The organism is Micromonospora sp. NPDC048040 (genome assembly GCF_055587185.1).
Window position 1 is genome coordinate 82,769 of record NZ_JBVJGT010000016.1, and the last position, 24,658, is coordinate 107,426.

The 24,658-nt window shown below is 70.0% G+C and carries 21 protein-coding genes; 13 read left to right on the forward strand and 8 right to left on the reverse strand.

The window, feature by feature from the left end; translation table 11 throughout:
* Positions 1-27: 27 nt before the first annotated feature.
* Genes ACZ6O2_RS17970 through ACZ6O2_RS17985 form a run of 4 tightly spaced genes read right to left on the reverse strand, consistent with a single transcriptional unit; the run spans position 28 to position 2,826 of the window.
* A complete protein-coding gene (locus ACZ6O2_RS17970; protein WP_466023586.1) occupies positions 28-1,263 on the reverse strand; it encodes an NAD(P)/FAD-dependent oxidoreductase in 1,236 nt (411 codons plus the stop codon).
* 21 nt (positions 1,264-1,284) lie between these two features.
* Positions 1,285-1,884, reverse strand: a complete 600-nt coding sequence (gene folE / locus ACZ6O2_RS17975; RefSeq protein WP_466023587.1) for a GTP cyclohydrolase I FolE — start codon at positions 1,882-1,884, stop codon at positions 1,285-1,287.
* A 1-nt stretch (position 1,885) separates the two neighbouring features.
* A complete protein-coding gene (locus ACZ6O2_RS17980; protein WP_466023588.1) occupies positions 1,886-2,281 on the reverse strand; it encodes a hypothetical protein in 396 nt (131 codons plus the stop codon).
* Positions 2,281-2,826 (reverse strand): DUF2231 domain-containing protein, encoded by a 546-nt coding sequence (locus ACZ6O2_RS17985; protein WP_466023589.1) that lies wholly within the window; start codon positions 2,824-2,826, stop codon positions 2,281-2,283. Before ACZ6O2_RS17985 ends, ACZ6O2_RS17980 begins: the two co-directional genes overlap by 1 nt.
* Positions 2,827-2,920: 94 nt before the next feature.
* Between ACZ6O2_RS17985 and ACZ6O2_RS17990 the strand changes: the two genes are divergently transcribed.
* The 10 genes from ACZ6O2_RS17990 to ACZ6O2_RS18035 all read left to right on the forward strand — a co-directional run bounded on the left by ACZ6O2_RS17990 (position 2,921) and on the right by ACZ6O2_RS18035 (position 15,563).
* Positions 2,921-3,577 carry a helix-turn-helix transcriptional regulator gene (locus ACZ6O2_RS17990; RefSeq protein WP_466023590.1) on the forward strand — a complete coding sequence of 219 codons (657 nt, stop codon included), beginning with the start codon at positions 2,921-2,923 and terminating at the stop codon, positions 3,575-3,577.
* 426 nt (positions 3,578-4,003) lie between these two features.
* A complete protein-coding gene (gene kdpF, locus ACZ6O2_RS17995) occupies positions 4,004-4,093 on the forward strand; it encodes a K(+)-transporting ATPase subunit F (RefSeq protein ID WP_350704204.1) in 90 nt (29 codons plus the stop codon).
* Positions 4,093-5,748, forward strand: coding sequence for a potassium-transporting ATPase subunit KdpA (kdpA, locus tag ACZ6O2_RS18000; protein ID WP_466023591.1), 1,656 nt, complete (start codon positions 4,093-4,095; stop codon positions 5,746-5,748). Before kdpF ends, kdpA begins: the two co-directional genes overlap by 1 nt.
* 20 nt (positions 5,749-5,768) lie before the next feature.
* Positions 5,769-7,976, forward strand: a complete 2,208-nt coding sequence (gene kdpB / locus ACZ6O2_RS18005; RefSeq protein ID WP_466023592.1) for a potassium-transporting ATPase subunit KdpB — start codon at positions 5,769-5,771, stop codon at positions 7,974-7,976.
* Positions 7,976-8,857: a potassium-transporting ATPase subunit C gene (locus ACZ6O2_RS18010; RefSeq protein WP_466023593.1), complete on the forward strand. Its 882-nt coding sequence runs from the start codon at positions 7,976-7,978 to the stop codon at positions 8,855-8,857. Before kdpB ends, ACZ6O2_RS18010 begins: the two co-directional genes overlap by 1 nt.
* 92 nt (positions 8,858-8,949) lie before the next feature.
* Positions 8,950-11,505: a DUF4118 domain-containing protein gene (locus tag ACZ6O2_RS18015; protein WP_350704196.1), complete on the forward strand. Its 2,556-nt coding sequence runs from the start codon at positions 8,950-8,952 to the stop codon at positions 11,503-11,505.
* On the forward strand, positions 11,502-12,185 hold the full coding sequence (locus ACZ6O2_RS18020) for a response regulator (RefSeq protein WP_350704194.1): 684 nt from the start codon (positions 11,502-11,504) through the stop codon (positions 12,183-12,185). Before ACZ6O2_RS18015 ends, ACZ6O2_RS18020 begins: the two co-directional genes overlap by 4 nt.
* Before the next feature lie 547 nt (positions 12,186-12,732).
* Positions 12,733-13,659, forward strand: coding sequence for an ABC transporter ATP-binding protein (locus ACZ6O2_RS18025; RefSeq protein ID WP_466023594.1), 927 nt, complete (start codon positions 12,733-12,735; stop codon positions 13,657-13,659).
* Entirely contained in the window at positions 13,637-14,425 is a 789-nt protein-coding gene (locus tag ACZ6O2_RS18030; protein ID WP_466023595.1) for an ABC transporter permease subunit, read from the forward strand. Before ACZ6O2_RS18025 ends, ACZ6O2_RS18030 begins: the two co-directional genes overlap by 23 nt.
* A 106-nt stretch (positions 14,426-14,531) precedes the next feature.
* Positions 14,532-15,563 carry a PucR family transcriptional regulator gene (locus tag ACZ6O2_RS18035; RefSeq protein ID WP_466023596.1) on the forward strand — a complete coding sequence of 344 codons (1,032 nt, stop codon included), beginning with the start codon at positions 14,532-14,534 and terminating at the stop codon, positions 15,561-15,563.
* Between the two features lie 268 nt (positions 15,564-15,831).
* Here ACZ6O2_RS18035 and ACZ6O2_RS18040 read toward each other — a convergent pair whose 3' ends face one another.
* Positions 15,832-17,361 carry an MFS transporter gene (locus tag ACZ6O2_RS18040; protein WP_466023597.1) on the reverse strand — a complete coding sequence of 510 codons (1,530 nt, stop codon included), beginning with the start codon at positions 17,359-17,361 and terminating at the stop codon, positions 15,832-15,834.
* Positions 17,362-17,422: 61 nt separating this feature from the next.
* Between ACZ6O2_RS18040 and ACZ6O2_RS18045 the strand changes: the two genes are divergently transcribed.
* Entirely contained in the window at positions 17,423-18,415 is a 993-nt protein-coding gene (locus ACZ6O2_RS18045; RefSeq protein ID WP_466023598.1) for a helix-turn-helix transcriptional regulator, read from the forward strand.
* A gap of 196 nt (positions 18,416-18,611) precedes the next feature.
* Here ACZ6O2_RS18045 and ACZ6O2_RS18050 read toward each other — a convergent pair whose 3' ends face one another.
* Both ACZ6O2_RS18050 and ACZ6O2_RS18055 read right to left on the reverse strand, forming a co-directional pair.
* Complete coding sequence (locus ACZ6O2_RS18050) at positions 18,612-19,271, reverse strand: LuxR C-terminal-related transcriptional regulator (protein WP_466023599.1); 660 nt, start codon at positions 19,269-19,271, stop codon at positions 18,612-18,614.
* Positions 19,259-20,446: a sensor histidine kinase gene (locus tag ACZ6O2_RS18055; protein ID WP_466023600.1), complete on the reverse strand. Its 1,188-nt coding sequence runs from the start codon at positions 20,444-20,446 to the stop codon at positions 19,259-19,261. Before ACZ6O2_RS18055 ends, ACZ6O2_RS18050 begins: the two co-directional genes overlap by 13 nt.
* Before the next feature lie 168 nt (positions 20,447-20,614).
* On the opposite strand from ACZ6O2_RS18055, the gene ACZ6O2_RS18060 reads away from it, so the two are divergent.
* Both ACZ6O2_RS18060 and ACZ6O2_RS18065 read left to right on the forward strand, forming a co-directional pair.
* On the forward strand, positions 20,615-21,805 hold the full coding sequence (locus ACZ6O2_RS18060; RefSeq protein WP_466023601.1) for a serine hydrolase domain-containing protein: 1,191 nt from the start codon (positions 20,615-20,617) through the stop codon (positions 21,803-21,805).
* A 391-nt stretch (positions 21,806-22,196) separates the two neighbouring features.
* Positions 22,197-23,492: an MFS transporter gene (locus tag ACZ6O2_RS18065; protein ID WP_466023602.1), complete on the forward strand. Its 1,296-nt coding sequence runs from the start codon at positions 22,197-22,199 to the stop codon at positions 23,490-23,492.
* A gap of 103 nt (positions 23,493-23,595) precedes the next feature.
* Here ACZ6O2_RS18065 and ACZ6O2_RS18070 read toward each other — a convergent pair whose 3' ends face one another.
* Positions 23,596-24,588, reverse strand: coding sequence for a DUF1152 domain-containing protein (locus ACZ6O2_RS18070; RefSeq protein ID WP_350712759.1), 993 nt, complete (start codon positions 24,586-24,588; stop codon positions 23,596-23,598).
* Positions 24,589-24,658 lie beyond the last annotated feature (70 nt).

Below are 24,658 nucleotides of genomic sequence, written 5' to 3' on the forward strand. Positions count from 1 at the left end.
GTCGCCGACCACCTCGCCGGGGTCGGCTCACCCCCGCCCGACCAGACTTTCGAGGGCGGCGGTGGGGTCGGCCAGGCGGTCGAGGTCGACGGGCTGCCGGGAGCGGATCAGCTGCCCGATCGGGCCGGTCACGTCCCAGACGTTGACGTTCATGCCCGCCAGCACCCGCCCCTGTGCGGTCCAGAACGCCATGAACTCGCCGCCGGAGAGTTCGCCGCGGACGACGATCCGGTCGTAGGAGCCGGGCGGAGCGTGGCCGGTGTACTCCATGCCCAGCTCGTACTGGTCGGTGTAGAAGTAGGGCAGCCGGTCGTAGCTGACAGTTCGGCCGAGCATGCCGCGGGCGGCGGCCGGTCCGGAGTGCAGGGCGTTGGCCCAGTGCTCGACCCGTACCCGGACGTTCAGCAGGGGGTGGTGGGCGTTGGCCAGGTCGCCGGCGGCCCAGATGCGCGGGTCGCTGGTACGCAGGGTGTGGTCGACGACGACGCCGTTGTCGACGGCGAGGCCGGCCTGTTCGGCGAGTTCGGTGTTGGGCAGGACGCCGACGCCGACGACGACGAGGTCGGCGGGCAGGACCGTGCCGTCGGCGAGCAGCACCACGCTGACCCGGTTCGATCCACGGAACTCGTGGACCTGGGCGCCGAAGCGGAAGGTGACCCCGTGGTCGCGGTGCAGGTCGGCGAAGACGGTCGCGAGCTGGTCGCCGAGGACGCGCTGCAGGGGCAGGTCGGCGGTCTCTACGACGGTGACGGCGGCGCCGCGGGTGCGCGCGACGGCCGCCACCTCCAGGCCGATCCAGCCGGCGCCGACGATGACGACGCTCGCTCCGTCGACGATCGCATCGGAGATGCGGTCGCAGTCGGCGAGGGTACGCAGCCGCAGCACGCCGTCGAGGTGTGCGCCGGGGACAGGCAGGCTCCGGGCCCGTGACCCGGTGGCAAGCAGCAGCCGGTCGTAGCCGAAGCGCCGCCCATCGGCGAGCGTGACCTGCCGCGCCTGCCGGTCGAGGGTCGTGACGCGGGTGTCGGTATGCAGGTCGACGTCGTGTTCTTCGTACCAACTGGCGTCGTGGACGAAGACGCTGTCGCGTTCGGTGGTGCGCAGCAGCAGGCCCTTGGACAGTGCGGGCCGTTCGTACGGGCGCTCGGCCTCCTCGCCGAACAGGACGATCTTGCCGTCGAATCCCTCCTCGCGGAGCGTCTGCGCGGCTCTGGCCCCGGCCAGGCCGGCCCCGACGATCACGAACGGATGTTGCCCGGTCACGGTTTCTCCTAGGGGGACGTGTCAGGCGTGGGCGCCGACTCCGGTGAGGGTGAAGAACTCGGCGCGGGAGCGCGAGTCGTCGCGTAGCGCGCCGAGCAGTGTGGAGGTGATGGTGGTGGCGCCGACCGCCTGCACCCCCCGCAGGGTCATGCACAGGTGCTGGGCCTCGACGACCACCCCGACGCCTCTCGGGCGCAGGTGGACGGTGAGCCAGTCGGCGATCTGCTTGGTCAGTCGTTCCTGGACCTGCGGACCGTGGGCGAAGAGTTCCGCCACCCGGGCGAGTTTGGACAGCCCGGGGATCCGATCGGCGGGCAGATAGCCGACGTGGGCGACGCCGATGAACGGCAGCAGGTGGTGCTCGCACACCGAGCGGATCGGGATGGCCCGGGCAACGACGAGCTCGTCGTATCCCTCGTCGTTGTCGAAGGTGGTGAGCCGGAACTCGCGCGGGGTGAGCAGTTCGGCGTAGGCGCGTGCCATCCGGCCCGGCGTGTCGGCCAGCCCGTCGGCGTCGAGGTCCACGCCGAGTGCTGCCAGGAAGGCGGCCGCGGCCTGTTCGGCGGCGGCCAGGTCCCGGCCGGGCCGGCGCCGGACGACCTGTAGCGGGGTGACTGCCATGTCAGCCTTCACCGATACCGAGGGCGGTGATCAGGACGAGGACGAGGGTGGTGGCCGCGAACAGGCCGTGACCGACCACGACCGGGATGGGGAAGCGGGACTCGGCGACGTCGGTGCGGCGGGCGGGGATCCAGCGGGCCAGCATGGTGAAGCCGAGCAGTGCGACGGGCAGCAGGAGCACGAACGCGGTCCAGGCCAGCGCGTCCTTGCCGACGGCGAGGTGGACGATCCACACCACCAGCCCGATCGCGGCCAGCGCGAAGTGGCCGAACACCAGGCCGGGGGCCAGCCGGCTGCCGCTGTGCGGACGGTGTCCGCCTTCGGCGATCCAGGTGCCGAGCATGACGAATCCGCCGACGGCGGTGATCAGCCAGGTGATCAGTGCGGCGACTGCCATCAGTGCCCCTCCTTCTCGATGGTGGTGGCGACCGGCGTGGTCCGATAGCCGTCGGCCTGGGTGATTTCGTCGGCGACGCGGACCCCGTAGCGGTAGGTGAGTTCACCGCCCAGGTAGCCGGAGACCGTCAACGCGGCCAGCGCCGCGGCGGACAGGGCGAGGGCGCCGATGGGAACCGGGGTGGCCGGTTGCCCGCCTCGGATGACGAACCCGATCGCGTACGCGGCGGTCACCGCCAGGTTGATGCTCATGTGGACCAGGGCGGTGCGGAAGGCTCGGGTACGGGTGGGGATGGCGAACAGGTCCAGGACTCCGACGGTCGCCGCGGCGAGGGCGCCGAGCACGCCGACGGCGATCAGCCATCGGGACCCGTCCGCGAGGAACGTTTCGCCGTGGACGACGTGGGAGGCGATGTCGAAGACGAGGCTGGTGATCCATGCCCCGATCGGGATCGTGACCAGTGCCGGGTGAAGCGGGTGCCCGTACGGGCCGGCGATGGCGTTGACGGGTCGTTTGGCCTGCTGCATCGGCTCCACGTCAACCACCCACCCATTTTCGCCAACCAGCGTTGTTGTTAATCAATGCTGTACCCCGTGCGCCAAAATTTCAATAGCCGATGCTGGTGATAATCTCGGTCGGATGCAGAACCGGTGGACAGCCGTGGCCGCGCTTGCCGATCCGTCCCGGCGGGCGCTGTACGACCACGTGCGCCACCAGGACCACCCGGTCACCCGCGAGGAGGCCGCCGACGCCACCGGGATCTCCCGCGGGCTGGCCGCGTTCCACCTCGACAAGCTCGTCGACGCCGGCCTGCTGCGCGCCCGCTACCAAGCCCCGCCCGACCAACCCAGAGGCCGGGGCCGCAGCCCGAAGGTGTACGAACCGGCTGGCGACGGTCTCGCCGTCACGATCCCGGAACGCCGCTACGAACTGATCGCCGAGATCCTCGCCGACGCGGTCGTCGACGACCCGGCCCACGCCGACGACGCCGCGCGGCGGCTCGCCGGGCAGCGCGGCCGCAGCGTCGGCGTTGGACTGGCCGAGGACGGGTGCGACGTCCTGTCGGCGCTGGACGGCCTCGGATTCGAGCCGCGGCCCGACGCGCAGCGGCAGCGGCGGGTGCTGTTGCACAACTGCCCGTTCCACGCCCTGGCCACCCGGCACACCGCACTGGTCTGCGGGCTGAACCACGCCTTTCTCACCGGCCTGCTCGAAGGGCTCGGCGCCGCCGATGTCGAGGCCCGGCTGGCCCCCCGCCCCGGCGCCTGCTGCGTGGAGTTGGGTCTGCCGTCCTGACCTGCGCCTCCCGGGGCTGCCGGGAGGGTCCGTCGTCACACCGTGTCGAGGTCGACCGTCCGCCAGTTCCGCTGCGCGAGCATCCGGCGGTGCTCACCCGGCCGGGCCTGATCCTCGACGTCGCCTGCGCACCGGCATGCGTCCCTGGGCCAACCGGTGTGATCCGCCTGCTGACGGTAGTCGGGACCACCCGAACAAGGGGTGGTGTGAAAAGGGCGTTAAGAAACGCCGGATCGCCGTGATGGTCGCGTTATAGCCCCTGTCGGTGAGGGGCGGGCGGCGTTGTGATTGCTCGGCGCGGCCGGACGGCGGCCGTGACGAGCTGTTCCGGAATGAGGAGTCAGACGTGTCTGACGTGGTGTTCGTGGTGTTGACGATGGGGCTCTTCGCGGCTCTCGCCCTGGTGGTGAGGGGAGTGGAGAAGCTGTGAGCGCCGTCAACGTCATCGGTCTGGTGCTGGCGATCGGCCTGGCCGTGTTCCTGGTGGTCGCCCTGTTGTTCCCTGAGCGCTTCTGATGGCCGTGACGACAGCCGGAGCGCTGTTCATCCTCTCGCTCGTGGTGGCGCTGGTCGCCGTCCACAAGCCGTTCGGCGACTACATGTTCCGCGTGGTGTCCGGCCAGCGGCACTTCCGCGTCGAGCGGGGCATCTACCGCCTGGTCGGGGTCGACGCGAGCGCCGAGCAGTCCTGGGGCGTGTACGCCCGCAGCGTGCTTGCCTTCTCCGCCGTCTCGATCCTGTTCCTCTACGCGTTCATGCGGCTGCAGAACCACCTGTGGCTCTCGCTCGGCTTCGACCCGGTGATGACCCACGGCGCGTGGAACACGGCCGTGTCGTTCGTGACCAACACCAACTGGCAGTGGTACTCGGGTGAGTCGGCCATGGGGCACCTGGTCCAGATGGCCGGCCTGGCGGTGCAGAACTTCGTCTCCGCTGCCGTCGGTATCGCGGTCGCCGTCGCGCTGGTGCGCGGGTTCGCCCGTCGCCGCACGGGCGACCTGGGCAACTTTTGGGTCGACCTGACCCGGGTCACGCTGCGGATCCTGCTGCCGATCTCGGTGCTCGGCGCCCTCGCCCTGATGATCGGCGGGGCGGTGCAGAACCTCTCCGCCGGCACCGAGGTCACCACCCTGACCGGTGGCAGCCAGACCATCACCGGCGGGCCGGTGGCCAGCCAGGAGGTCATCAAGGAGCTGGGCACCAACGGTGGCGGCTTCTACAACGTCAACAGCGCCCATCCGTTCGAGAACCCGACCACCTGGACGAACTGGTTGGAGATCTTCCTGATCCTGGTGATTCCGTTCAGCCTGCCCCGGGTCTTCGGCCGGATGGTCGGGCAGAACCGGCAGGGGTACGCGATCGCCGCCGTGATGGCGGTCCTGGCGATCGCGAGCATCGCCTTGACCAACGTCTTCGAGTTGGCCGGCGACGGCACGGTGCCGCAGGCGGCCGGGGCGGCGCTGGAGGGCAAGGAGGTCCGGTTCGACGTGTCGAACTCGGCCACGTTTGCCGCCGCGACCACGCTCACCTCGACCGGCGCGGTCAACTCCTTCCACGACTCCTACACCTCGCTCGGCGGCATGATGCCGCTGATCAACATGATGCTCGGCGAGGTCGCCCCCGGCGGCGTCGGCGCCGGCCTCTACGGGATGCTGATCCTCGCCGTGATCACGGTGTTCGTCGCTGGCCTGATGGTCGGCCGGACACCGGAGTACGTCGGCAAGAAGATCGGCGCCCGCGAGATCAAGCTGGCGTCGCTGTACTTCCTGGTCACCCCGGCGCTGGTCCTGATCGGCACGGCGGCGGCGTTCGCCACCGGCAACAACTCCACCGCGCTCAACACCGGCCCGCATGCCCTCTCCGAGGTGCTCTACGCGTTCACCTCGGCGAGCAACAACAACGGCTCCGCGTTCGCCGGCCTGACCGTGAGCACGCCGTGGTGGAACACCGCACTGGGGCTGTGCATGCTGCTCGGCCGGTTCCTGCCGATCATCCTCGTGCTCGCCCTCGCCGGCTCGTTGGCCCGCCAGCAGCCGACGCCCGCCTCCGAGGGCACTCTGCCGACCCACCGGCCGCTGTTCGTCGGGATGGTCGTCGGCGTCACCGTGATCCTCGTGGCGTTGACCTTCCTGCCTGCGCTCGCGCTCGGCCCCCTCGCTGAGGGGCTGTGACACCCATGAGAGAGAAGGACATGACGACCTCCACGCCGGCACCGCACGGTACGGCGGACGCCCCCACCTCCGGCACACCCGCCACCCAGGGCAACCGGGGCGGTGGACTGCTCGACCCGAGGCAGCTCGTCCAATCACTGCCCGACGCGCTGCGTAAGCTCGACCCGCGCACCCTGTGGCGCAACCCCGTGATGCTGATCGTCGAGATCGGCGCGGCCTTCACCACCGTCCTCGCCGTCGCGGACCCGTCGGTGTTCGCCCTCGCGATCACCGGGTGGCTGTGGCTGACCGTGATCTTCGCCAACCTCGCCGAAGCGGTCGCCGAGGGGCGTGGCAAGGCGCAGGCCGCCGCCCTGCGCAAGGCGAAGACGGACGCCGTCGCCACCCGCGTCCTCGGCTGGACCCCGGGCGCCGCCCCCGGCACCTGTCGCACCGAGCGCGTCCCGGCACCCCGGCTGAAGCAGGGCGACGTTGTCGTGGTCGAGGCCGGGGAGATCATCCCCGGCGACGGTGACGTCGTCGAAGGGATCGCCAGTGTCGACGAGTCGGCCATCACCGGCGAGTCGGCCCCGGTGATCCGGGAGTCCGGGGGCGACCGCAGCGCGGTCACCGGCGGCACCAAGGTCCTCTCCGACCGGATCGTCGTGATGATCACGCAGAAGCCGGGGGAGAGCTTCATCGACCGAATGATCAACCTGGTCGAGGGGGCGAACCGGCAGAAGACGCCGAACGAGATCGCGCTGAACATCCTCCTCGCCGCGCTCACGGTCATCTTCCTGCTGGCCGTCGTCACCCTCCAGCCTCTCGCGATCTTCTCGATGGGCCACCAGGCCGCCGCACCGGACACGCGGGCGATCACCGACGCCGGCGTCAGCGGGATCGTGCTGGTGTCGCTGCTGGTCTGCCTGATCCCCACCACCATCGGGGCGCTGCTCTCGGCGATCGGCATCGCCGGCATGGACCGCCTCGTGCAGCGCAACGTCCTCGCGATGAGCGGTCGGGCCGTCGAGGCGGCCGGTGACGTCAACACCCTGCTGCTGGACAAGACCGGCACCATCACCCTCGGCAACCGGCAGGCGGACGAGTTCGTCCCCGTCGAAGGGGTGGACGTCGCCACGGTGGCCGACGCGGCGCAGCTGTCCAGCCTCGCCGACGAGACACCTGAGGGCCGATCGATCGTGGTGCTGGCCAAGAACGGGTTCGGCCTGCGGCAACGCGAACCCGGGCTCATTCCGCACGCCACCTTCGTGCCGTTCACCGCACAGACCCGGATGAGCGGCGTCGACCTGACTCCCGACGCGACCGTCGACGGCGGTGCCGCCGGCCCGGCGCGCCGGATCCGCAAGGGCGCCGCCGCCGCCGTCATGAAATGGGTCCGCGACAACGGCGGCCACCCCACCGAGCAGGTCGGCCAGATCGTCGACGAGATCAGCGGCATCGGCGGCACCCCGCTCGTGGTCGCCGAGCACCTCGACGGCCAGCCGGCCCGCGCCCTCGGCGTCATCCACCTCAAGGACGTGGTCAAGGCCGGGATGCGGGAGCGCTTCGACGAGATGCGCCGGATGGGCATCCGCACGGTGATGATCACCGGCGACAACCCGCGTACCGCGAAGGCCATCGCCGACGAGGCCGGGGTGGACGACTTCCTCGCCGAGGCGACGCCGGAGGACAAGCTCGCCTTGATCAAGAAGGAGCAGGAGGGTGGCCGGCTGGTCGCGATGACCGGTGACGGCACCAACGACGCACCCGCGCTCGCCCAGGCAGACGTCGGGGTGGCGATGAACACCGGCACGTCGGCCGCGAAGGAGGCCGGCAACATGGTCGATCTCGACTCCGACCCGACCAAGCTCATCGAAATCGTGGAGATCGGCAAGCAGTTGCTGATCACCCGCGGCGCGCTGACGACCTTCTCGATCGCCAACGACATCGCGAAGTACTTCGCGATCATCCCGGCCATGTTCGCCGGCATCTACCCGAGCCTGGACGCGCTGAACGTCATGCGGCTGTCCAGCCCCGAATCGGCGATCCTGTCCGCGGTCATCTTCAACGCGGTCGTCATCATCGCGTTGATCCCGCTGGCGCTGCGCGGCGTCCGCTACCGGCCCGCCGCCGCGTCGCGGCTGCTCAGCCGCAACCTGCTGCTCTACGGCCTCGGCGGCATCGTGGTGCCGTTCGTCGGCATCAAGCTCATCGACCTGCTCGTCCACTTCATCCCGGGGATCTTGTGATGCGCCTGCCGTCTTGGCTCTCCCAGCATCTGGCCGCGCTGCGCGCGGTGCTCGTCTTCACCGTCCTGCTCGGCCTGGCCTATCCGCTGGCCCTGGTCGCGGTCGGCCGGATCCCGGTCCTCGCCCACAAGGCCGACGGATCGCTCGTCGAGGTGGACGGCCGGCCTGTCGGCAGCACGCTCATCGGGCAGTCGTTCACCGACGCCGACGGCAACCCCGTCCCGCGCTACTTCCAGTCCCGCCCCTCGGCAGCCGGCGACGGCTACGACCCCACCGCCACCTCGGCCAGCAACCTCGGCCCGGAGAACATCGTCGACACCATCGCCACCAACCCCGACGACAGCACGCGGAGCCTGCTCACCCAGGTCTGCGCACGCAGCAAAGCCGTCGGGGAGCTGAACGGCGTCGACGGGAGCCGCCCGTACTGCACCATCGACGGGGTCGGGGCCGTGCTGGCGGTGTTCCGCCGCGACGGGCTGACCGGCCCGGTCACCCGGGTGGTCAGCGTCAACCAGACCGCACCCGCCACGCCGTTCCTCGCCCGCTACGAAGGTGTGCCGGTCGAGCTGGCCACGCCGGGCGAGGACCACCGGGCCGCCGGGGCGACCATCGTCCCCGTCCGGGGGGACGCCCCCGCCGAGCCCGCGGTGCCCGCCGACGCGGTCACCGCCAGCGGCAGCGGCCTCGACCCGCACATCTCTCCGGCGTACGCGCAGCTCCAGGTGGCGCGCGTGGCGCGGGAACGCGGCGCGGACCCGGCGGCGGTCCGGCGTCTGGTCCAGGAGCACACCGCCGGCCGGTCGCTCGGCTTCATGGGGTCGCCCGGGGTGAACGTGCTGGAGCTGAACCTCGCGTTGGACGAACAATTCCCGGCACGCTGAACACGACGGCGCCGGGCTGGGACGCTGGCACCGTCCCGGCCCGGCACCACGTCACCCGACCCGCCGGTCACGCTGTGGAGAGGAATCCTGCTGTGCCACGAGGGGAACTGCGCATCTACCTCGGTGCCGCACCCGGCGTCGGCAAGACCTACGCCATGCTCGAGGAGGCGCAACGCCGCGCCGAGCGCGGCACGGACGTGGTGATCGGGTTCGTCGAGACCCACGGCCGTAGGCACACCGCCGCGATGATCGGCGAACTGGAAATCGTCCCCCGCCGCACGATCACCTACCGCGGCGCCGAGTTCACCGAGATGGACCTCGACGCGGTTCTGGCCCGCCGCCCCGAGGTCGCCCTGGTCGACGAACTCGCTCACACCAACGTGCCCGGCTCCCGCAACTCCAAGCGCTGGCATGACATCCAGGAACTCCTCGACGCCGGGATCACCGTGCTCACCACGGTCAACATCCAGCACCTGGACTCGCTGAACGACGTCGTCGCCCAGATCACCGGGACCACCCAACGCGAAACCGTCCCCGACCAGATTGTGCGCGCCGCCGAACAGGTCGAACTGGTCGACATGACCCCCGAGGCGCTGCGCCGGCGGATGGCCCACGGCAACATCTACCGCCCGGACAAGATCGACGCCGCGCTCGGCAACTACTTCCGCGTCGGCAACCTCACCGCCCTACGCGAGCTGGCCCTGCTCTGGCTCGCCGACAAGGTCGACGAGCAACTCGACGCATACCGGGCCCAGCAGGGCATCTCCGCCACCTGGGAAGCCCGCGAGCGGGTCGTCGTCGCGCTCACCGGCGGACCCGAGGGAGGGACCCTGATCCGGCGTGCGGCCCGGATCGCCGCCCGCAGCAAGGGCGCCGACCTCCTCGCGGTGCACGTCGCCCGCAGCGACGGGCTCGCCGGAGCCGACCCGGCGCAGCTCGCCCGGCAACGGGTGCTGGTGGAGAGCCTCGGCGGCACCTACCACCAGGTCCTCGGCACCGACATCCCCGCCGCGCTGCTCGACTTCGCCCGGGGCGTCAACGCCACCCAGCTCGTGCTCGGCGCCAGCCGCCGCGGCCGTTTCGCGCAACTGTTCTCCCGCGGCGTCGGCGTGACCACGACCGCACTGTCAGGGCCCATCGACGTACACCTGGTCACCCACGCCGAGGTCCGTCGCGGCCGGCCCGGACCGGCGGTGCCGGCCGCGCTGTCCCGGCGACGCCGGCTGTACGGCTTCGCGCTCACCGTCGCGGGCATGCCCGCCCTGACCGCACTGCTCAGGGCTCTGCCCGACCTCACCCTCACCAACGACATCCTGATCTTCCTCGCCGCCGTCGTCGGCGTCGCGCTCGTCGGCGGGCTCTGGCCGGCGCTGCTCGCCGCGCTGGGTGGGTCCCTGCTGCTGAACTGGTTCTTCGCCCCGCCCTTCTACACGCTGACCATCGCCGAGGCGGACAACCTGCTCGCCCTCGGCGTCTTCGTCGGCGTCGCCGTAGCGGTCAGCTGGGTGGTCGACCTCGCCGCCCGGCGCACCCGCGAGGCAGCCCGCGCATCCGCCGACGCGCAGACCCTCGCCACCGTCGCCGGCAACGTCCTGCGCGGGCAACGCCCGCTGCCGGCGCTGCTGGAACGGCTCCGGGAAACCTTCGCGCTGCGCGCGGTCAGCGTCCTGGAACTGGCCGCCGAGGCCGCCGGGCGCCCCGGCCGGGACCGGGAGGAAGACGCCTGGCGAGTCGTGGCCAGTGTCGGCGAGGCGCCGGCCGGCAGCCCGAGCGCAGGCGAAACGACGGTGCCCGTCGACGACCGGCTCACCGTCGTGCTCTCCGGCCGGCGGCTGGAGGCCGCCGACCGGCGCATCATCGAGGCGTTCGCCGCGCAGGCCGCCGTCGCGCTCCGGCAGGAACGCCTCGCCGAGGAGGCCGCCGCCGCCCGGCCCCTGGCCGAGGCCGACCGAATGCGCACCGCCCTGCTCGCCGCGGTCAGCCACGACCTACGCACCCCCCTCGCGTCGGCAAAGGCCGCCGTGTCCAGCCTGCGCAGCCGCGACGTCGACTTCGACGCCGAGGACCGGGACGAACTGCTCGCCACCGCCGACGAGTCACTCGACCGGCTCGGCCGGCTGGTGGCCAATCTGCTCGACATGAGCCGCCTGCAGGCCGGGGCACTCGGCATCACCGCCTCGGCGATCGGCCTGGAAGACGTCGTGCCCCGGGCCCTGGACGAACTCGGCCCGCAGGCGGCCGATGTCACCACCGACATCCCCGCCGACCTGCCGGCCGCCACCGCCGACCCGGGCCTGCTGGAGCGGGTCCTGGTCAATCTCGTCGCGAACGCCCTGCGCCACAGCCCGCCCGGGCGGCCGCCCACCATCACCGCCAGCGCCCACTCCGGCCAGGTCGAACTACGCGTCATCGACACCGGCCCCGGCATCGCCGAGGACCAGTGGGAACAGGTTTTCCTGCCGTTCCAGCGCCTCGGCGACCGCGACAACACCACCGGCGTCGGCCTCGGTCTCGCCCTGTCCCGAGGTCTCGCCGAGGCCATGGGTGGCAGCATCACCCCGGAGACCACACCCGGCGGAGGACTCACCATGGTGCTGCGGCTGCCTGCCGCCACACCGGCCGAACCCACGGAGGGCCCGCAGGAATGAACCGGATCCTCGTCGTCGACGACGAACCGCAGATTTTGCGCGCCCTGCGCATCAACCTGCGCGCCCGCGGCTACGACGTCGACGTCGCGGCCACCGGCGCCGCCGCGCTCAGGGCCGCCGCCAGCCACCCACCCGACCTCGTCGTACTCGACCTCGGTCTTCCCGACCTCGACGGCGTCGACGTCATCCGCGGGATCCGGGGCTGGACCACCGTCCCGATCATCGTGCTCTCCGGCCGCGCCGGCAGCGACGACAAGGTCACCGCCCTCGACGCCGGTGCCGACGACTACGTCACCAAGCCCTTCGGCGTCGACGAACTCCTCGCCCGCATCCGTGCCGTCACCCGCCGGCACGGGACCGGCGCGGACGCGGCCAGTCCCACCGCGAAAGTCGGCCAGCACACCGTCGACCTCGGCGCCCACACCGTAACCCGCGACGACGGCACCGAGATCAGACTGACCCCCACCCAGTGGGGGGTGCTCGAAACACTGCTCCGCAACCCCGGGAAGCTGATCAGTCAGCGCCAACTCCTCCACGACGTCTGGGGCCCGGGATACGAGACCGAGACCAGCTACCTGCGCCAGTACATGGCGCAGCTACGCCGCAAGCTCGAACCGGACCCCACCCGGCCCCGCCACCTCATCACCGAACCCGGCATGGGCTACCGCTACCAACCGTGAGACGGCAGGACGCGCCATGGCCCTTCTCAAGCACGTAGTCCTGATCATTTTCACCGTGGGGGCGATCTTCCTCGCCGTCGCAGCCGGTGCGGGTCTGCTGAACCGGACCCCACTGCGCCGCCCACCCGACTCCCCGCCGCAGCAAGAAGACGACCATCAGCGGGCCCCATAGACTCAGCCTCGATCGGACGCCGGGACGCCGCCCCCGCGACCGTCCCACGTCGCGGGCAATCGCGCCTACGGCGACCCATCCTCGTCGTCGGCACCGTCGGCAACGTTGAACGCTTCGCCACCAGCGATTAGCCGGGCAGGAATCGGCGTCGGCCCACTCGATCACGCCTCCCGTGGACGGTCGCCGTTCCTCGTCAGGTAGATGAACAGACAGTCGGTGCTGCGTCCGGCAACGTTCACCGGGTTCCGGTGGGTCGTGGATCCTCGCCGAGTCGCCGTTCCCCTCCTGGTTGCCGAGTGTCGGCAATAGTCCTGCCCGATGTCGGCCGAATGCCACCCTGGATGCCGGAGGGGCGCGAGCGCCACGATGTGGAGCATGACCAACGACCTTGCCCTGCTCGCCGAGGAATTGACGAAGTTCTACGGCCAACGCCGCGGCATCGAGAGTCTCACCCTTGAGGTCCGCACCGGCGAGGTGATGGGCTTCCTCGGGCCCAACGGCGCCGGGAAGACCACCACCATCCGGCTGCTGCTGGACTTCCTGCGGCCGACCTCCGGCCGCGCGACCGTGCTCGGGCTCGACCCGCGCCGGGACAAGGCCGCCCTGCACCGGCAGATCGGCTACCTACCTGGCGAACTGGCGTTTCCCGGCAGGGAGAAGGCAGAAGACCTGCTGCGGTTCTTCGGTGACGCCCGGGGCGGTGTGGCCTGGTCGCGGGTGACCGATCTGGCCGAGCGGCTCGACCTGGACCTGTCCCGCCCGGTACGCGCCATGAGCAAGGGCAACAAGCAGAAGGTCGGCCTGGTGCAGGCGTTCATGCACCAACCGGCCCTGCTGATCCTGGACGAGCCCACCAGCGGCCTGGACCCGCTCATGCAGCAGGAGTTCCTGGCCATGGTCCGCGACGCCCGCGACGCCGGGCAGACCGTCTTCATGTCCTCCCACGTCCTCGCCGAGGTGCAGCAGACCGCCGACCGGGTGGCCATCATCCGCGACGGCAGGCTGGCCGCGGTCGAACGCGTTGAGTCGCTCGGCAAGCGGGCCATCCGATCGGTGGAGATCCACTTCGACGATCCCGTGGATCCGGCGGAGTTCAGCGGCCTCCCCGGGGTCAGTGACGTGGTGGTGTCCGGGCCGGTGCTCCGGTGCACGGTGGATGGCCGCCTCGACCCCGTGATCAAGGCGGCGGCACGACACGAGGTCGTGGACATGCTGTCGGCCGAGCCCGACCTGGAGGAGACGTTCCTGTCGTTCTACTACCACTCGGAAGGAGCCGGCGATGCTTCCCGCGCTGGTGCGTAAGACCTGGCGTGACGACCGCCGGGCGCTGATCGGTTGGGCCACCGGCGTCGCCCTGTTCACCGTCATCTACACCTCCTTCTACAGCCAGTTCCAGGGAGCCGCGGAACTGAAGCAGGACGCCCTGCCCCAGGGAATGCTGGACTTCCTCGGCATCGCCGATATGCTCTCGCCGGCCGGCTACCTACAGGCGACGATCTTCAGTCTGATCGGGCCGCTACTGGTCCTCATGTGCGCGATCACGTTGACCGCCCGCACGATCGCCCGGCCCGAGGAGGACGGGGGAATGGAACTGTTGCTGGCCAACCCGCTGTCCCGTGCCGCCTTCGCCGGACAGCGTCTCGCGGCCACGGGCAGCGCCATCACGCTGGTCGCGGCCATCCCGGTGATCCTCCTGATGATCATCGTTCCCCAGGCGGGCATGGACATTCCCCTGTCCAACGTCGCGGCTGCCGGCGTCGGCCTGATCGCCCTGGTGTGGTGCTTCACCGGTATCGCCTTCCTCGCTGGCGCGGCCACCGGGAAGCGCGGTACGGTTCTGGCGATCACCGGTGTGCTCGCCGTCACCACATACATGGCCAACGCCATCGGCGGCATGTCCGATGGCTGGCAATGGGTGCGCTGGCTGTCTCCGTTTCACTACTTCATCGGCACCGATCCGCTGCACACCGGCTGGCACCCGGTGCAACTGCTCGCTCTCGTGGCTGTCGGCGCCGTGACCACGGTCGTCGGGGTGTTCATGTTCGATCGCCGCGACGTCGGTGTCTGAAGCGGACCGTGGTGGCCGCCGAACGCATGGGGGCGGCCACCACAACGCCCACAAGGAACAGCCCAGGGACGCTCACACCTGGCTGGCCCAAGGCTTCGAGGACCTCTTGCGCGCCCCGGCCGGCGACCAGCGAGGCGAGGCGGCCGCCCGGCTGGGCGCCCGTGCCGCAGACGAGGACCTGCAACCCCACGACCTCGTCGACCGCGTATTTGCTGCCGCCGGCGTCTGCTGGAACACCTCACCCCTCGAACCCGCCGACAGCCCGACCGCCGTGCACAGCCGCGTCGCGACGCTCTTGGACACCGCACGTTCGGTGCTGTTGGCCGCCCTCGACGGCTACCTCGACCAGGCCCGCGCTGAACTGGTTCGCCACGACACCGAACGTGCCGCGTTCGTCAACGACCTGCTCACCGGCCGAGCCGAACCCGGCAGCCTGGCCGAACGCGCTCACCGCTACGGCATCCGCCTGTCGGCCACCCACACCGTTCTGGTCGCCCGTACGCCCCGCCTCACCGCCGACCTCATCCACCGCGTCGACGCGGCGCTCGCCGCCCGGTTCGGCGAAGGTAACACCCTTACCACCCTGCGCGAAGGCGACCTGGTGTGCATCAGCGCCGGGGGCCTACGGGGCATCGACGCTGAACTGGCACACCTGCTTCTCGCCGAACTAGGCGCCGAAGGCTGGCAGGTGGCCGTCGGTCGCCCCCACCCCGGCGTGCGCGGCCTGGCCGCCTCGCTGGACGAGGCCCGCAACGCCCTCGACCACGCCGCCAAACTCGGTTTCACCGCACCCGTCCTCAACGCCGCCGACCTGCTGGTCTTCCCCGTCCTGCTGCGCGACCGCGACGCGATCACCGACCTGGTCACCACCGTCCTCGGCCCCCTCACCACCGCCCGCGGCGGCGTGCAGCCCTACCTGGACACCCTGACCGTGCTCTTCGACAACCAGGGCAACCACACCGCCACCGCCCGCCAGATGCATCTCTCCGTACGCGCGGTCACCTATCGCCTCGACCGCATCCACCACCTGACCGGCTACCACCCCAACGAACCCACCCAACGCTTCACACTCCACGCCGCCGTGCTCGGCGCCCGACTCCTCGGCTGGCCCGAGACAGTGTTTCAGCAGGGACTGTAAGACGAAGTGACCCCTGATCAGGGAGCAGCACCTGATGTTCGATGAATCGACGACGGTCGTGGATGCTGCCGCGGTGGCGTGGAGTACGGCAGGACACCCGGGCGTTTCCGTGGGCCATGAGACCTCCGGTCCGGTGGTGGGCGTCAGCACCCACACCTCGCCGGAGGTCTCATCTCGTATCAAGCCGCCACGCCGCGAACAACGCTCATGGTCACTACAACCAGGAGGGCTGGGCGCCTAAGGAAAGCCAAAGAGGACGTCGGGTCACCTATGCGGATGCCCGAGCGGGCGCTCGCTCTGCGTTGCTGGCGGGAGCGGACGTCTTGGGCAGCAGGAGCATGAGCCCAGCGGCGACCACGTAGAGCGCGACCTCGACCAGGAGGACCATCTCGAAGGCGCTGCTGAACGCGTGCAGCGGCGGCGAGTCGCCGAGGGACCTGTCCAGGGCGGCGAAGAAGACGGTCCCCAGGACGGCGATCCCAGCGGCACCACCGACCTGGTTGACCGTGGACAGCACACCCCCGGCCGCGCCGGCGTCCCTGCGGGGCACGCCGGCGAGGACGACGTTGACCAGGATGGGCGCGGCCAACCCCAGGCCGAGACCTCCGACGAACAGGGCGGCAGCAAGGCTCCAGTAACCGGGGTGCTGACCGTCGCGGACAACGAACCACAGCAGGGCCTGCGATGCGGCCAATGCCAGTGACCCGCTCACGAGGAGGACTCGACCGGCCTTCGCGGCGAGGGTGACACCGACACCGGAGGTGAGAATGGACCCGATGGCGTAGGGCAGAATAACCAGCCCGGTCGACCAGGCGCTTCGTCCGGTACCGGCTTGCAGGTAGATGGAGAACGTCAGGAAGAACGCCCCGATCGCGCCGAAGAAGAACACCGACGCCAACAGCCCGGCAGTGAACGTGCGGACACCGAGCAGCGCCGGGTCCAGCACGGGCTGATCGCCGCGACGGGCGACCGTACGCTCGTAGAGACCGAAACCAGCAAGCGCCAGGAACCCCGCGCCCATCAGGACGAAACCCCACCAGGGCCAACCCCAGTCACGGCCCTGGACCAGCGGCAACAGGACCAGGAGCACCGCCAGTATCGACAGCACTACGCCGACGACGTCCAGCGAGGCCCGGTGCCGGCTCCGGGACTCCGGCAGCACCCGCCAACCCATGACGAGTGCGACGGCGGCGACGGGTACGTTGACCCAGAAGATGGCCCGCCAGCCCAGACCGAACAGGTCCGCGTCGACCAAGAACCCGCCCAGCAGCGGTCCGGCTACTGCGGCCAGGCCCTGGACGGCACCGTACGCGCCAAACGCCTTCGCCATCGCAACCGGGTCGAACGAGGACCTGATGATCCCGAACACCTGAGGAACCATCAGGCCGCCGGCAAGACCCTGCATGACCCTGGTGGCGATCAGCACCTCCGGACTCGTCGCCGATGCGCAGAGTGCGGAGGCAACGGCGAAGACCGCGAGACTGGACAGGAACACCCGCCGGCGCCCGTAGTCATCACCGATTCGTCCTCCGGTGATGAGACCTGAACCGAGCGCGAGGACGTAACCAGCAAGCATCCATTGCAACTGGGCCGGGGTGGCGTTGAGTTCGGCCTCGATGGCTGGGGCCGCGACCGTAACGATCGTGGCGTCCAAGAGATCCATGAAGGAGGCGATCAACACGACGGAGAGGGCGATGGCCGCGGATCGACCAGCCACGAGCATGGTCGCGGAACCTGTGGTGGAGTCGGCGGCTGGTTCTCTCGCCGCCGCCGTCTGTGAGACGTGCCGTGTGGTCATGGCCAAACCCTGGCACCGGTGGCGGACACATGATGTCCGCTATCGAAGGCAAAATGGAGACATGGCTGCGACGTCCGCACGACTCCTCAAACTGCTGTCGCTGCTTGGCGCCCGTCGGTCCTGGTCAGGGCCTGACCTTGCCGACACGCTGCACATCAGCACCCGCACCCTGCGTCGAGACGTCGAGACCCTGCGTGAACTCGGCTACCCCGTACACGCCATCAAAGGTCCCGAGGGCGGATATGAACTCGGCTCCGGAAGCAGACTCCCTCCGATACTCCTCGATGACGAGCAGGCTGTCGCCGTAACCGTCGCTCTGCAAACCGCCCCGAGCACAGTCGCCGGAATCGATGATGCCCTTGCGCGTGCGCTCAACAGCATCAAGCAGGTGATGCCCGCGCACGTTCGCGCGAAAGCCGAGGCAATGCACCTGACGGCCATTCGGAACTCCTGGGAGTTCCCCGCACCGCCCATCGCATCGGACACCCTCAAAGCCATTGGCTCCGCCGTTCGCAAGAGCCACCTGCTGCGGTTCGAGTACCTCACCCCCGACCACCGGCGCCTCCACCCACACGACCCCGACTTCGTTCCTCCGCTCACAGTCGAGCCTCACCACCTCGTCGTGTGGGCAGGGCGCTGGTACCTCGTGGCTCACAACCCCACCGAGGTCACGTGGAGCATCTACCGCGCCGATCGAATTCACGTCCACTCACCAACCGGCATCCCCTTCGTCCGCCGCCAACCCCCCGAGCCTGATATCGCCCGGTACGTGATGACCAGCCACGACAGAGGCGACACCCCCGCCAAGTGGCAGTGCCTCGGCAGCGTGGTAATGGCCCTGCCCGCCGACGTCGTCGCTCGCTGGGCCCCGGGTGGCTCGGTCATCGAATACCTGACACACACCCACAGCCGGATAACACTCGGAGCCTGGTCGTGGGCCGGGATCGCTGGGCTGCTCGCCACCTTCGACGCCGATATCAGCGAGGTCGAACCCCCAGAGCTGCGGGCAGCCTGCCAGGCATTGGCGCAGCGGTACCACGCAATCACCACGTAGCCACGCCGATCAACGCACCTCGGCCCGTGCTGTCTGGTCGCCGGATCGACCAGGGGCCACATCGCCCCGGCCGCGGGCACGCCGGACCGGCTGGCCTGGAAGTTGTCCGCACCGAGCGCCTACGGGCGGCTGCTGTACCTGCACGTCGAAGCGGATGCCGCCACCCGTCACGCCGGTCCCGGAGCCACCGGTGTGCTCAGTCGCCGCTGATCTGGCCCGCGCCGTTGAGGTAGGTGAGAACGGCGAGGACGCGGCGGTGGCCGCTGTCGGTGACGGCGAGGCCCAGCTTGTTGAAGATGTTGCCGATGTGCTTGTGTACGGCGTTGTCGGTGATGACAAGCCGGCCAGCGATGGTGTTGTTGTCGTGCCCCTGGGCCATCAGCGCGAGTACCTCGCGTTCGCGGGGGGTGAGGACGGCGATCGGGTCCCTGCGGTGGGCGAGGAGTTGGGTGATGACTTCGGTGTCCATGGCGGTGCCACCGGCGGCCACTCGGCGCAGCGCGTCGACGAACTCATCCACCCGGCTGACGCGATCCTTGAGGAGGTAGCCGACCCCGCCGCCGGTGGTGGCGAGTAGCTCGGCGGCATACTGCTGCTCGACGTACTGCGACAGCACCAGGACCGGTAGGCCAGGGTGCTCTCGACGGGCCTGCAGGGCGGCTCGGATACCCTCGTCGCGAAATGACGGCGGCAGCCGGACGTCGACGATGGTGACGTCGGGCCGATGGTCCCGCACGGCGGTGAGGAAGCCCGCCGCGTCGCCCGCGATGGCGGCGATGTCAAACCCCACGCTGTTGAGTAGTAGTTCCAGTCCGGTGGCCAGCAGGACGTTGTCTTCGGCGATTACCACCCGCACGGCAGCTCCATGGTGATCCTCGTCGGCCCGCCGGCCGGGCTGTCGATGTCGATGGTGCCGTCGAGCGCGAGCACCCGGCGACGGATCCCGGCAAGGCCGGTGCCCAGCCGGTCGTCGGCGCCGCCGGTGCCGTTATCGGTGATCACCACCGACAGCCGGTCTGCCGTTCGGCTCACCCGTACGCCGGCCGTGGTCGCCCGGCTGTGCTTGGCGACGTTGGTGAGTGCCTCGGCGACGGCGAAGTAGACGACGGCCTCCACGGCCGCCGGTACCTTCTCGAGGTTGCCGGTGTCCAGTTGGGTCGGCACGCCGCAGCGGGCTGTCACCGCGGTCAGTGCGCCGGTGAGGCCGCGGTCGGCGAGGATCGGCGGGTAGACGGTTCGGATCACCTCGCGGAGTTCGGTCATCGCCTCTTCGGTTCCTTCGTGTGCGTCCCGAAGAAGTTCTTCCAGGAACTGCTCGTTTCGCGGGTTGTCGGATAACGTCTGCCGGGCCACGGCCAGCCGCATCGCGATGGCCACCAGCCGGGCCTGGGTGCCGTCGTGCAGGTCGCGTTCGATCCGGCGCAGCTCTGCGCCGTGTGCGTCGAGCACGTCTGCCCGCGTGCGGGTCAACACGGCGACCCGCTCGGCGAGCTGTTCGGCCGTAGAGTGCGACAGTACTACCAGGCAGATCCGGGCGTGTGCGCGAGCGATCGGCGGGAAGGCCAGGTACGCCAGCGCGGTGAGCAGGATGATCTGTAGTGGACCGAGGGTGAGGGCTGTCGCCCAGCCGGTCACCGCAATATCGATGAACAGCCGGGGCCGATCCTCCGGCGCGAACGCCCACCACAGTGGTGTGGCGACCGCGGCGGGCAGGAGGTTGCCCACGCACAGCAGCGTGAGCAGGCCGAGTGCGACCCCGGTGACTGCGTTCACCGGCAGCCAGAGCAGGTCGCGGGGTGTGGCCGGGTCGGCCCATGCGCGGTGTCCCGTCGTGCGCAGCGCAGGACGCGGTGCCAACGGCGTCCGGAGCAGCCGGCCGGCGCGGTCACGGTGCCAATTCGCCCAACGCCGCGCGAGCCTCGGATGGCACAGCAGCGGCAGTGCGAGCAGCGTGGCGATCCCGGTGGCCAGTGACCCCAGGAGGTAGGACCCGCCACGCCACGCCTGCACCCACCGTCGACCCGACGTCACAGGATGCCTCTTCTGCGTACCCTCCTCGGGGGCAGCGTCCCTTTGCGTTCCCGACACGGCGTCGAGTCTGCCCGGTGGCCGCCGCCTGCGGCACTACAGCCAGCTGTACCACATATCCGGTGGTACGAGGTATCGGTCCGCGTCGACGCGGCTCCTAACGTCGGCAGCATGAGATTGAACAGCAGCAAACTGTCGCGGCGGCGGATCGCGCTGGGTGCGGCGGCGGGACTTGTCGCCCTCACGTTCACGGTCACCGGGCTGCACTCGGCCGAAGGATCGGTGACCGGTTCCGGCCACGCCAGCGACCGGTTGCAACGGGACACCGACGCGATCCACGCCCTCGGGGTGACCGGCGTCCAAGCCCGGGTGACCACCTCCGACGGCCGGCACCTCGTCGCCACCAGCGGCGTCGCCGACCGTGCCACCGGGCGCCCGGTGCCAGCCAACGGACGCTTCCGGATCGCGAGTACCCGCAAGGCGTTCGAAGCCACCGTCGTCCTGCAACTGGTCGAGGAACACCGACTGTCTCTCGACGACACCGTCGAACGGTGGCTACCCGGCGTGGTCCGCGGCACCGCCAACGACGGCCGCCGGATCACCGTACGTCACCTCCTGCAGAACACCAGCGGCATTCACGACGACCTGCCCGGCTACACAACGCCCGAGGAGTACCTCCAACAGCGATACGACGTGTACACCCGCGAGCAACTCGTGGCGCGGGCGATGAAGCACCGGCCGGACTTCGAACCCGGAGAGGGCTGGGCATACTCCAACACCGGCTTCATCCTGGTCGGCATGATCATCGAGCGGGTCACCGGCCGCTCTCTGCAACAGGAGGTCACCGACCGGATCGTCGGTCCGCTCGGGCTGCACCACACCACCTGGCCCGGGACCTCGCCGTTCCTACCCCAGCCGCACGCTCAGGCATACCAACTGTTCGAGACCGGTGAGCTGGTGGACGTCACCGAGCAGGTTCCAGTGGACCCGGACTCGATGGTCTCCAGCACCCGCGACCTCGACCGGTTCTTCCGCGCGCTGCTGGGCGGCCGGCTGCTGCGCCCCGCACAACTGGCCGACATGAAGCGAACGGTCGAGGTCAGCAAGGACATCAACGCGATCTGGCCGGGCGGTCTCTACGGGCTCGGCCTGGTCAGCCGCCCGCTGCCCTGCGGCGGCTTCTACTGGGGCCACGACGGCGGCGACGGCGGTTACATCACGGTCACCGGCGTCACCGACGACGGCCGGCGCAGCGCCGTGGTGTCCATGTCCGCCTCGCTCGGCGATTCGCTGGACAGCCTCCTCAAGCAGCAGCGCGGTGCCGACACGCTGATCCAGAACGCTCTCTGCGGCCGGGTGTAACCGAACCGCACAGCGTGCCGTGAACGAAAGCCCTGACCGGCGACGGCCACGCCGGTCAGGGCCGGTTCAGAGGCGGAACCCGACAGAACGCGAGTTGCCCAACGCGCCAGTGTCGGCGGCAGCAGCATGCCGTGTCCGACGGTCGCATGCCGAACTCCCTGCTGCCTGGTCGAACGGTGCCACGCCGCGCGTGGTGGTCGCCGGTTCAGAGAATCGACGCGCACTGAAAGCCGATCATTACGAGTGTCCTTTGCGTCACCCGCGCGTAAGCTACCGCCGCGCTCGACGCTGCGGGCTCGGACACCTCAGCCGCGGGCGCCGTGGGGGCCGAACGACTTGGCGTCCCCGAACTGCTCCACGCTGATGTTGTCCTGTTCCGGATGGAGGACCGATGCTGGCTCCGCTGCGGTATGGCGCCTTCCGATACCTCGCTGCTGGCCGGCTGGTCAACATGCTGGGCAACGGCGTCGCCCCCATCGCGCTGGCCTTCGCCGTACTCGATCTGACCGGCTCGGTGCGCGATCTGGGCCTGGTGGTCGGCGCGAGATCGCTGATGACCGTGCTGTTCGTGCTCTTCGGTGGGGTGGTGGCCGACCGGATTCCGCGCCGGCTGGTGCTGGTCGGATCCAATGTGCTCGGTGCACTGACCCAGGCGGCGGTGGCTGCCCTGGTGCTCACCGGCACGGCGACGATCCCGCTGTTGCTGGCGCTCGGTGCGGCGAACGGCATCGTCAGCGCGCTGTCCCAGCCAGCTTCGGCCGCCGCGACGCCGCAGACCGTGCCGCCGGAGCTGATTCGACCGGCCAACGCGCTCATCCGGCTCGGCATCAACACGGGCATGATCGGCGGCGCTGCGCTCGGTGGCCTCCTGGTGGCCGCCGTCGGGCCGGGGTGGGGCCTCGCCATCGATGCGCTCACCTTCGCTATCGCGGCTCTCGCGTTTACCGGAGTCCGGGTCGCTGCCTCGCCGGCGAAGAGCACCCGTACGAGCATCGTCGCCGACCTCCGGGAGGGCTGGACGGCTTTCACCGCGCGGACCTGGGTCTGGGTGGTGGTGCTGGGCTTCATGATCCTCAACGCGGCCCTCGCCGGCGGCGTGAACGTGCTCGGCCCGGCCGTCGCGGACGAGACGATCGGCCGTAGCGCCTGGGGCGTGGTGCTGGCGGCGGAAACCGCCGGAATGGTCGTGGGCGGGTTGATCGCCCTGCGGATTCGGGTGCGTCGGCTATTGCTGCTCGGGGTGGCCTGCATGTTCGCCGAGTCGTTTCTGCTGTTGGGGCTGGCCCTGGCGCCCACCGTCGTCGTGCTGGTGTCGGCCGGAGTGGCGGTCGGGATCGCCGTCGAACAGTTCGCGGTGGCCTGGGACACGTCGTTGGCGCAGCACATCCCGGCCGACCGTCTGGCCCGCGTTTACTCCTATGACATGTTGGGGTCCTGGGTCGCCATCCCACTCGGCCAGATCGCGGTCGGACCGGTCGCAGCGGCGATCGGCACCCGCGACACGCTGCTGATCCTGGCGACATCGGTGGTGCTCTCGGTCCTCGGCATGCTGGCCAGCCGGGACGTTCGCCGACTGCAGGCGGTAGCCCCCGCCCGCGCCGCCGACGCAGTACGGACCGAGCCAGCCGACGGTGGGCCGAGCGACAGCCCTACCACGAAGCCCGCCGAACCAGCCGCCCGCACCTGATCCGGCGGTGAACTTCCTCGATGCCAGCCGCACCCTCAATTCGAGGAGCAGGATCAGCCGACGCCATGTAGTGCGACTCGCTCTTCTGCCGCCGTCCGGCCGTTCAGTGGGGGAACGCGCGGGGGATGCGTGCGTTGAGGAGTTCGTCGCGGAACGCTTGGATGCGTGTGATGACCTGTCGTCTGCCGATGGTGTTTTCGATGCGGTCGAGGTACAGGCATCGGGCGGCGAGTTTGTCGAGGTCGACGGTGAAGTAGATCGCCATCAGCGGGTTGACGAACAGGTCGCCGCCGCCGGTGCGCCGGGTGAACCGGATGTCTCCGAACGCGCCGCTGGTGGCGGCGGCGATCTGTCCTTGGACGATGCTCGGCCGATCCGGGGTGGCGGCCTGGGCGTCGGCGACGGCATCGCGGTACAGCGCGGCCTCCCGGCTGGAACCGGGGATGGACAGGGCGCCGAGGTAGCCGCCGTCGCGGTCGAGTGCGGCGAGGTTCTCCAGCACCTGGACGTGGTTGACGCCGTCGTACGCGTCGATGCCGAAGCCGAGACTGGTCACCAGCTTGACCGGCATGTCCAGCGCGGCCACGGCGGCCAGGCTGGTGATGTCCTCCACCGGGGTGCCGAGATCGGTTTCGTCGCCGCGCAGCAGGACATCGGTGCCGCCGTCGACCAGCACCACCGCATCGATGTCGAGTTGTTCGACCAGGTGCCGGTACGCCGCCCGTAACGGCTGGACACCGAGCGGCGGAAAGGCGTACACGGTCGACGGCAGCTTCTGAGCTGCCAGCCACCGGGCGAGCGTCCGTTCGGGGAAGTACCAGTCCGGGCTGGTCGTGTCCGGCTGCACCGCCGCGACGTGCTCCGCTACCCACGCGTTCCGGTCGATCAATTCGAGTTCGGAGAAGGACAGGCTGGCCAGGTGCACCTGTGCGCCGCCGCGCCACAGGGCGAATGCCAAGGGCAGGCCGGCGTACACGTCGAACCCCCCGCCCGCTCCGGCGATGAGGATGCTCCGCGCCGGAGCCAGCGCGGCAAACAGCGGCGGAACGGCCAACGAGAACGCACCGGGGTCGGCCGGTAGCGCGGCAGGCGTCATCACCGCTCAATGATCCGTCACGCCCATGCCGCTGACGGAACGCCTGGGTGCCCACGTGCGGCGGGATCCC

Excerpts from the sequence above, each read along its gene's own strand:
- folE (WP_466023587.1), bottom strand. The coding sequence starts at position 1,884 with ATGGCAGTCACCCCGCTACAGGTCGTCCGGCGCCGGCCCGGCCGGGAC.
- ACZ6O2_RS17980 (WP_466023588.1), bottom strand. The coding sequence starts at position 2,281 with ATGGCAGTCGCCGCACTGATCACCTGGCTGATCACCGCCGTCGGCGGA.
- kdpB (WP_466023592.1), top strand. The coding sequence starts at position 5,769 with ATGACGACCTCCACGCCGGCACCGCACGGTACGGCGGACGCCCCCACC.
- ACZ6O2_RS18045 (WP_466023598.1), top strand. The coding sequence starts at position 17,423 with ATGGCTGCGACGTCCGCACGACTCCTCAAACTGCTGTCGCTGCTTGGC.
- ACZ6O2_RS18010 (WP_466023593.1), top strand. The coding sequence starts at position 7,976 with ATGCGCCTGCCGTCTTGGCTCTCCCAGCATCTGGCCGCGCTGCGCGCG.
- ACZ6O2_RS18020 (WP_350704194.1), top strand. The coding sequence starts at position 11,502 with ATGAACCGGATCCTCGTCGTCGACGACGAACCGCAGATTTTGCGCGCC.
- ACZ6O2_RS17990 (WP_466023590.1), top strand. The coding sequence starts at position 2,921 with ATGCAGAACCGGTGGACAGCCGTGGCCGCGCTTGCCGATCCGTCCCGG.
- ACZ6O2_RS18065 (WP_466023602.1), top strand. The coding sequence starts at position 22,197 with ATGCTGGCTCCGCTGCGGTATGGCGCCTTCCGATACCTCGCTGCTGGC.
- ACZ6O2_RS18025 (WP_466023594.1), top strand. The coding sequence starts at position 12,733 with ATGACCAACGACCTTGCCCTGCTCGCCGAGGAATTGACGAAGTTCTAC.
- ACZ6O2_RS18060 (WP_466023601.1), top strand. The coding sequence starts at position 20,615 with ATGAGATTGAACAGCAGCAAACTGTCGCGGCGGCGGATCGCGCTGGGT.
- ACZ6O2_RS18070 (WP_350712759.1), bottom strand. The coding sequence starts at position 24,588 with ATGACGCCTGCCGCGCTACCGGCCGACCCCGGTGCGTTCTCGTTGGCC.
- kdpA (WP_466023591.1), top strand. The coding sequence starts at position 4,093 with ATGGCCGTGACGACAGCCGGAGCGCTGTTCATCCTCTCGCTCGTGGTG.
- ACZ6O2_RS18030 (WP_466023595.1), top strand. The coding sequence starts at position 13,637 with ATGCTTCCCGCGCTGGTGCGTAAGACCTGGCGTGACGACCGCCGGGCG.
- ACZ6O2_RS18040 (WP_466023597.1), bottom strand. The coding sequence starts at position 17,361 with ATGACCACACGGCACGTCTCACAGACGGCGGCGGCGAGAGAACCAGCC.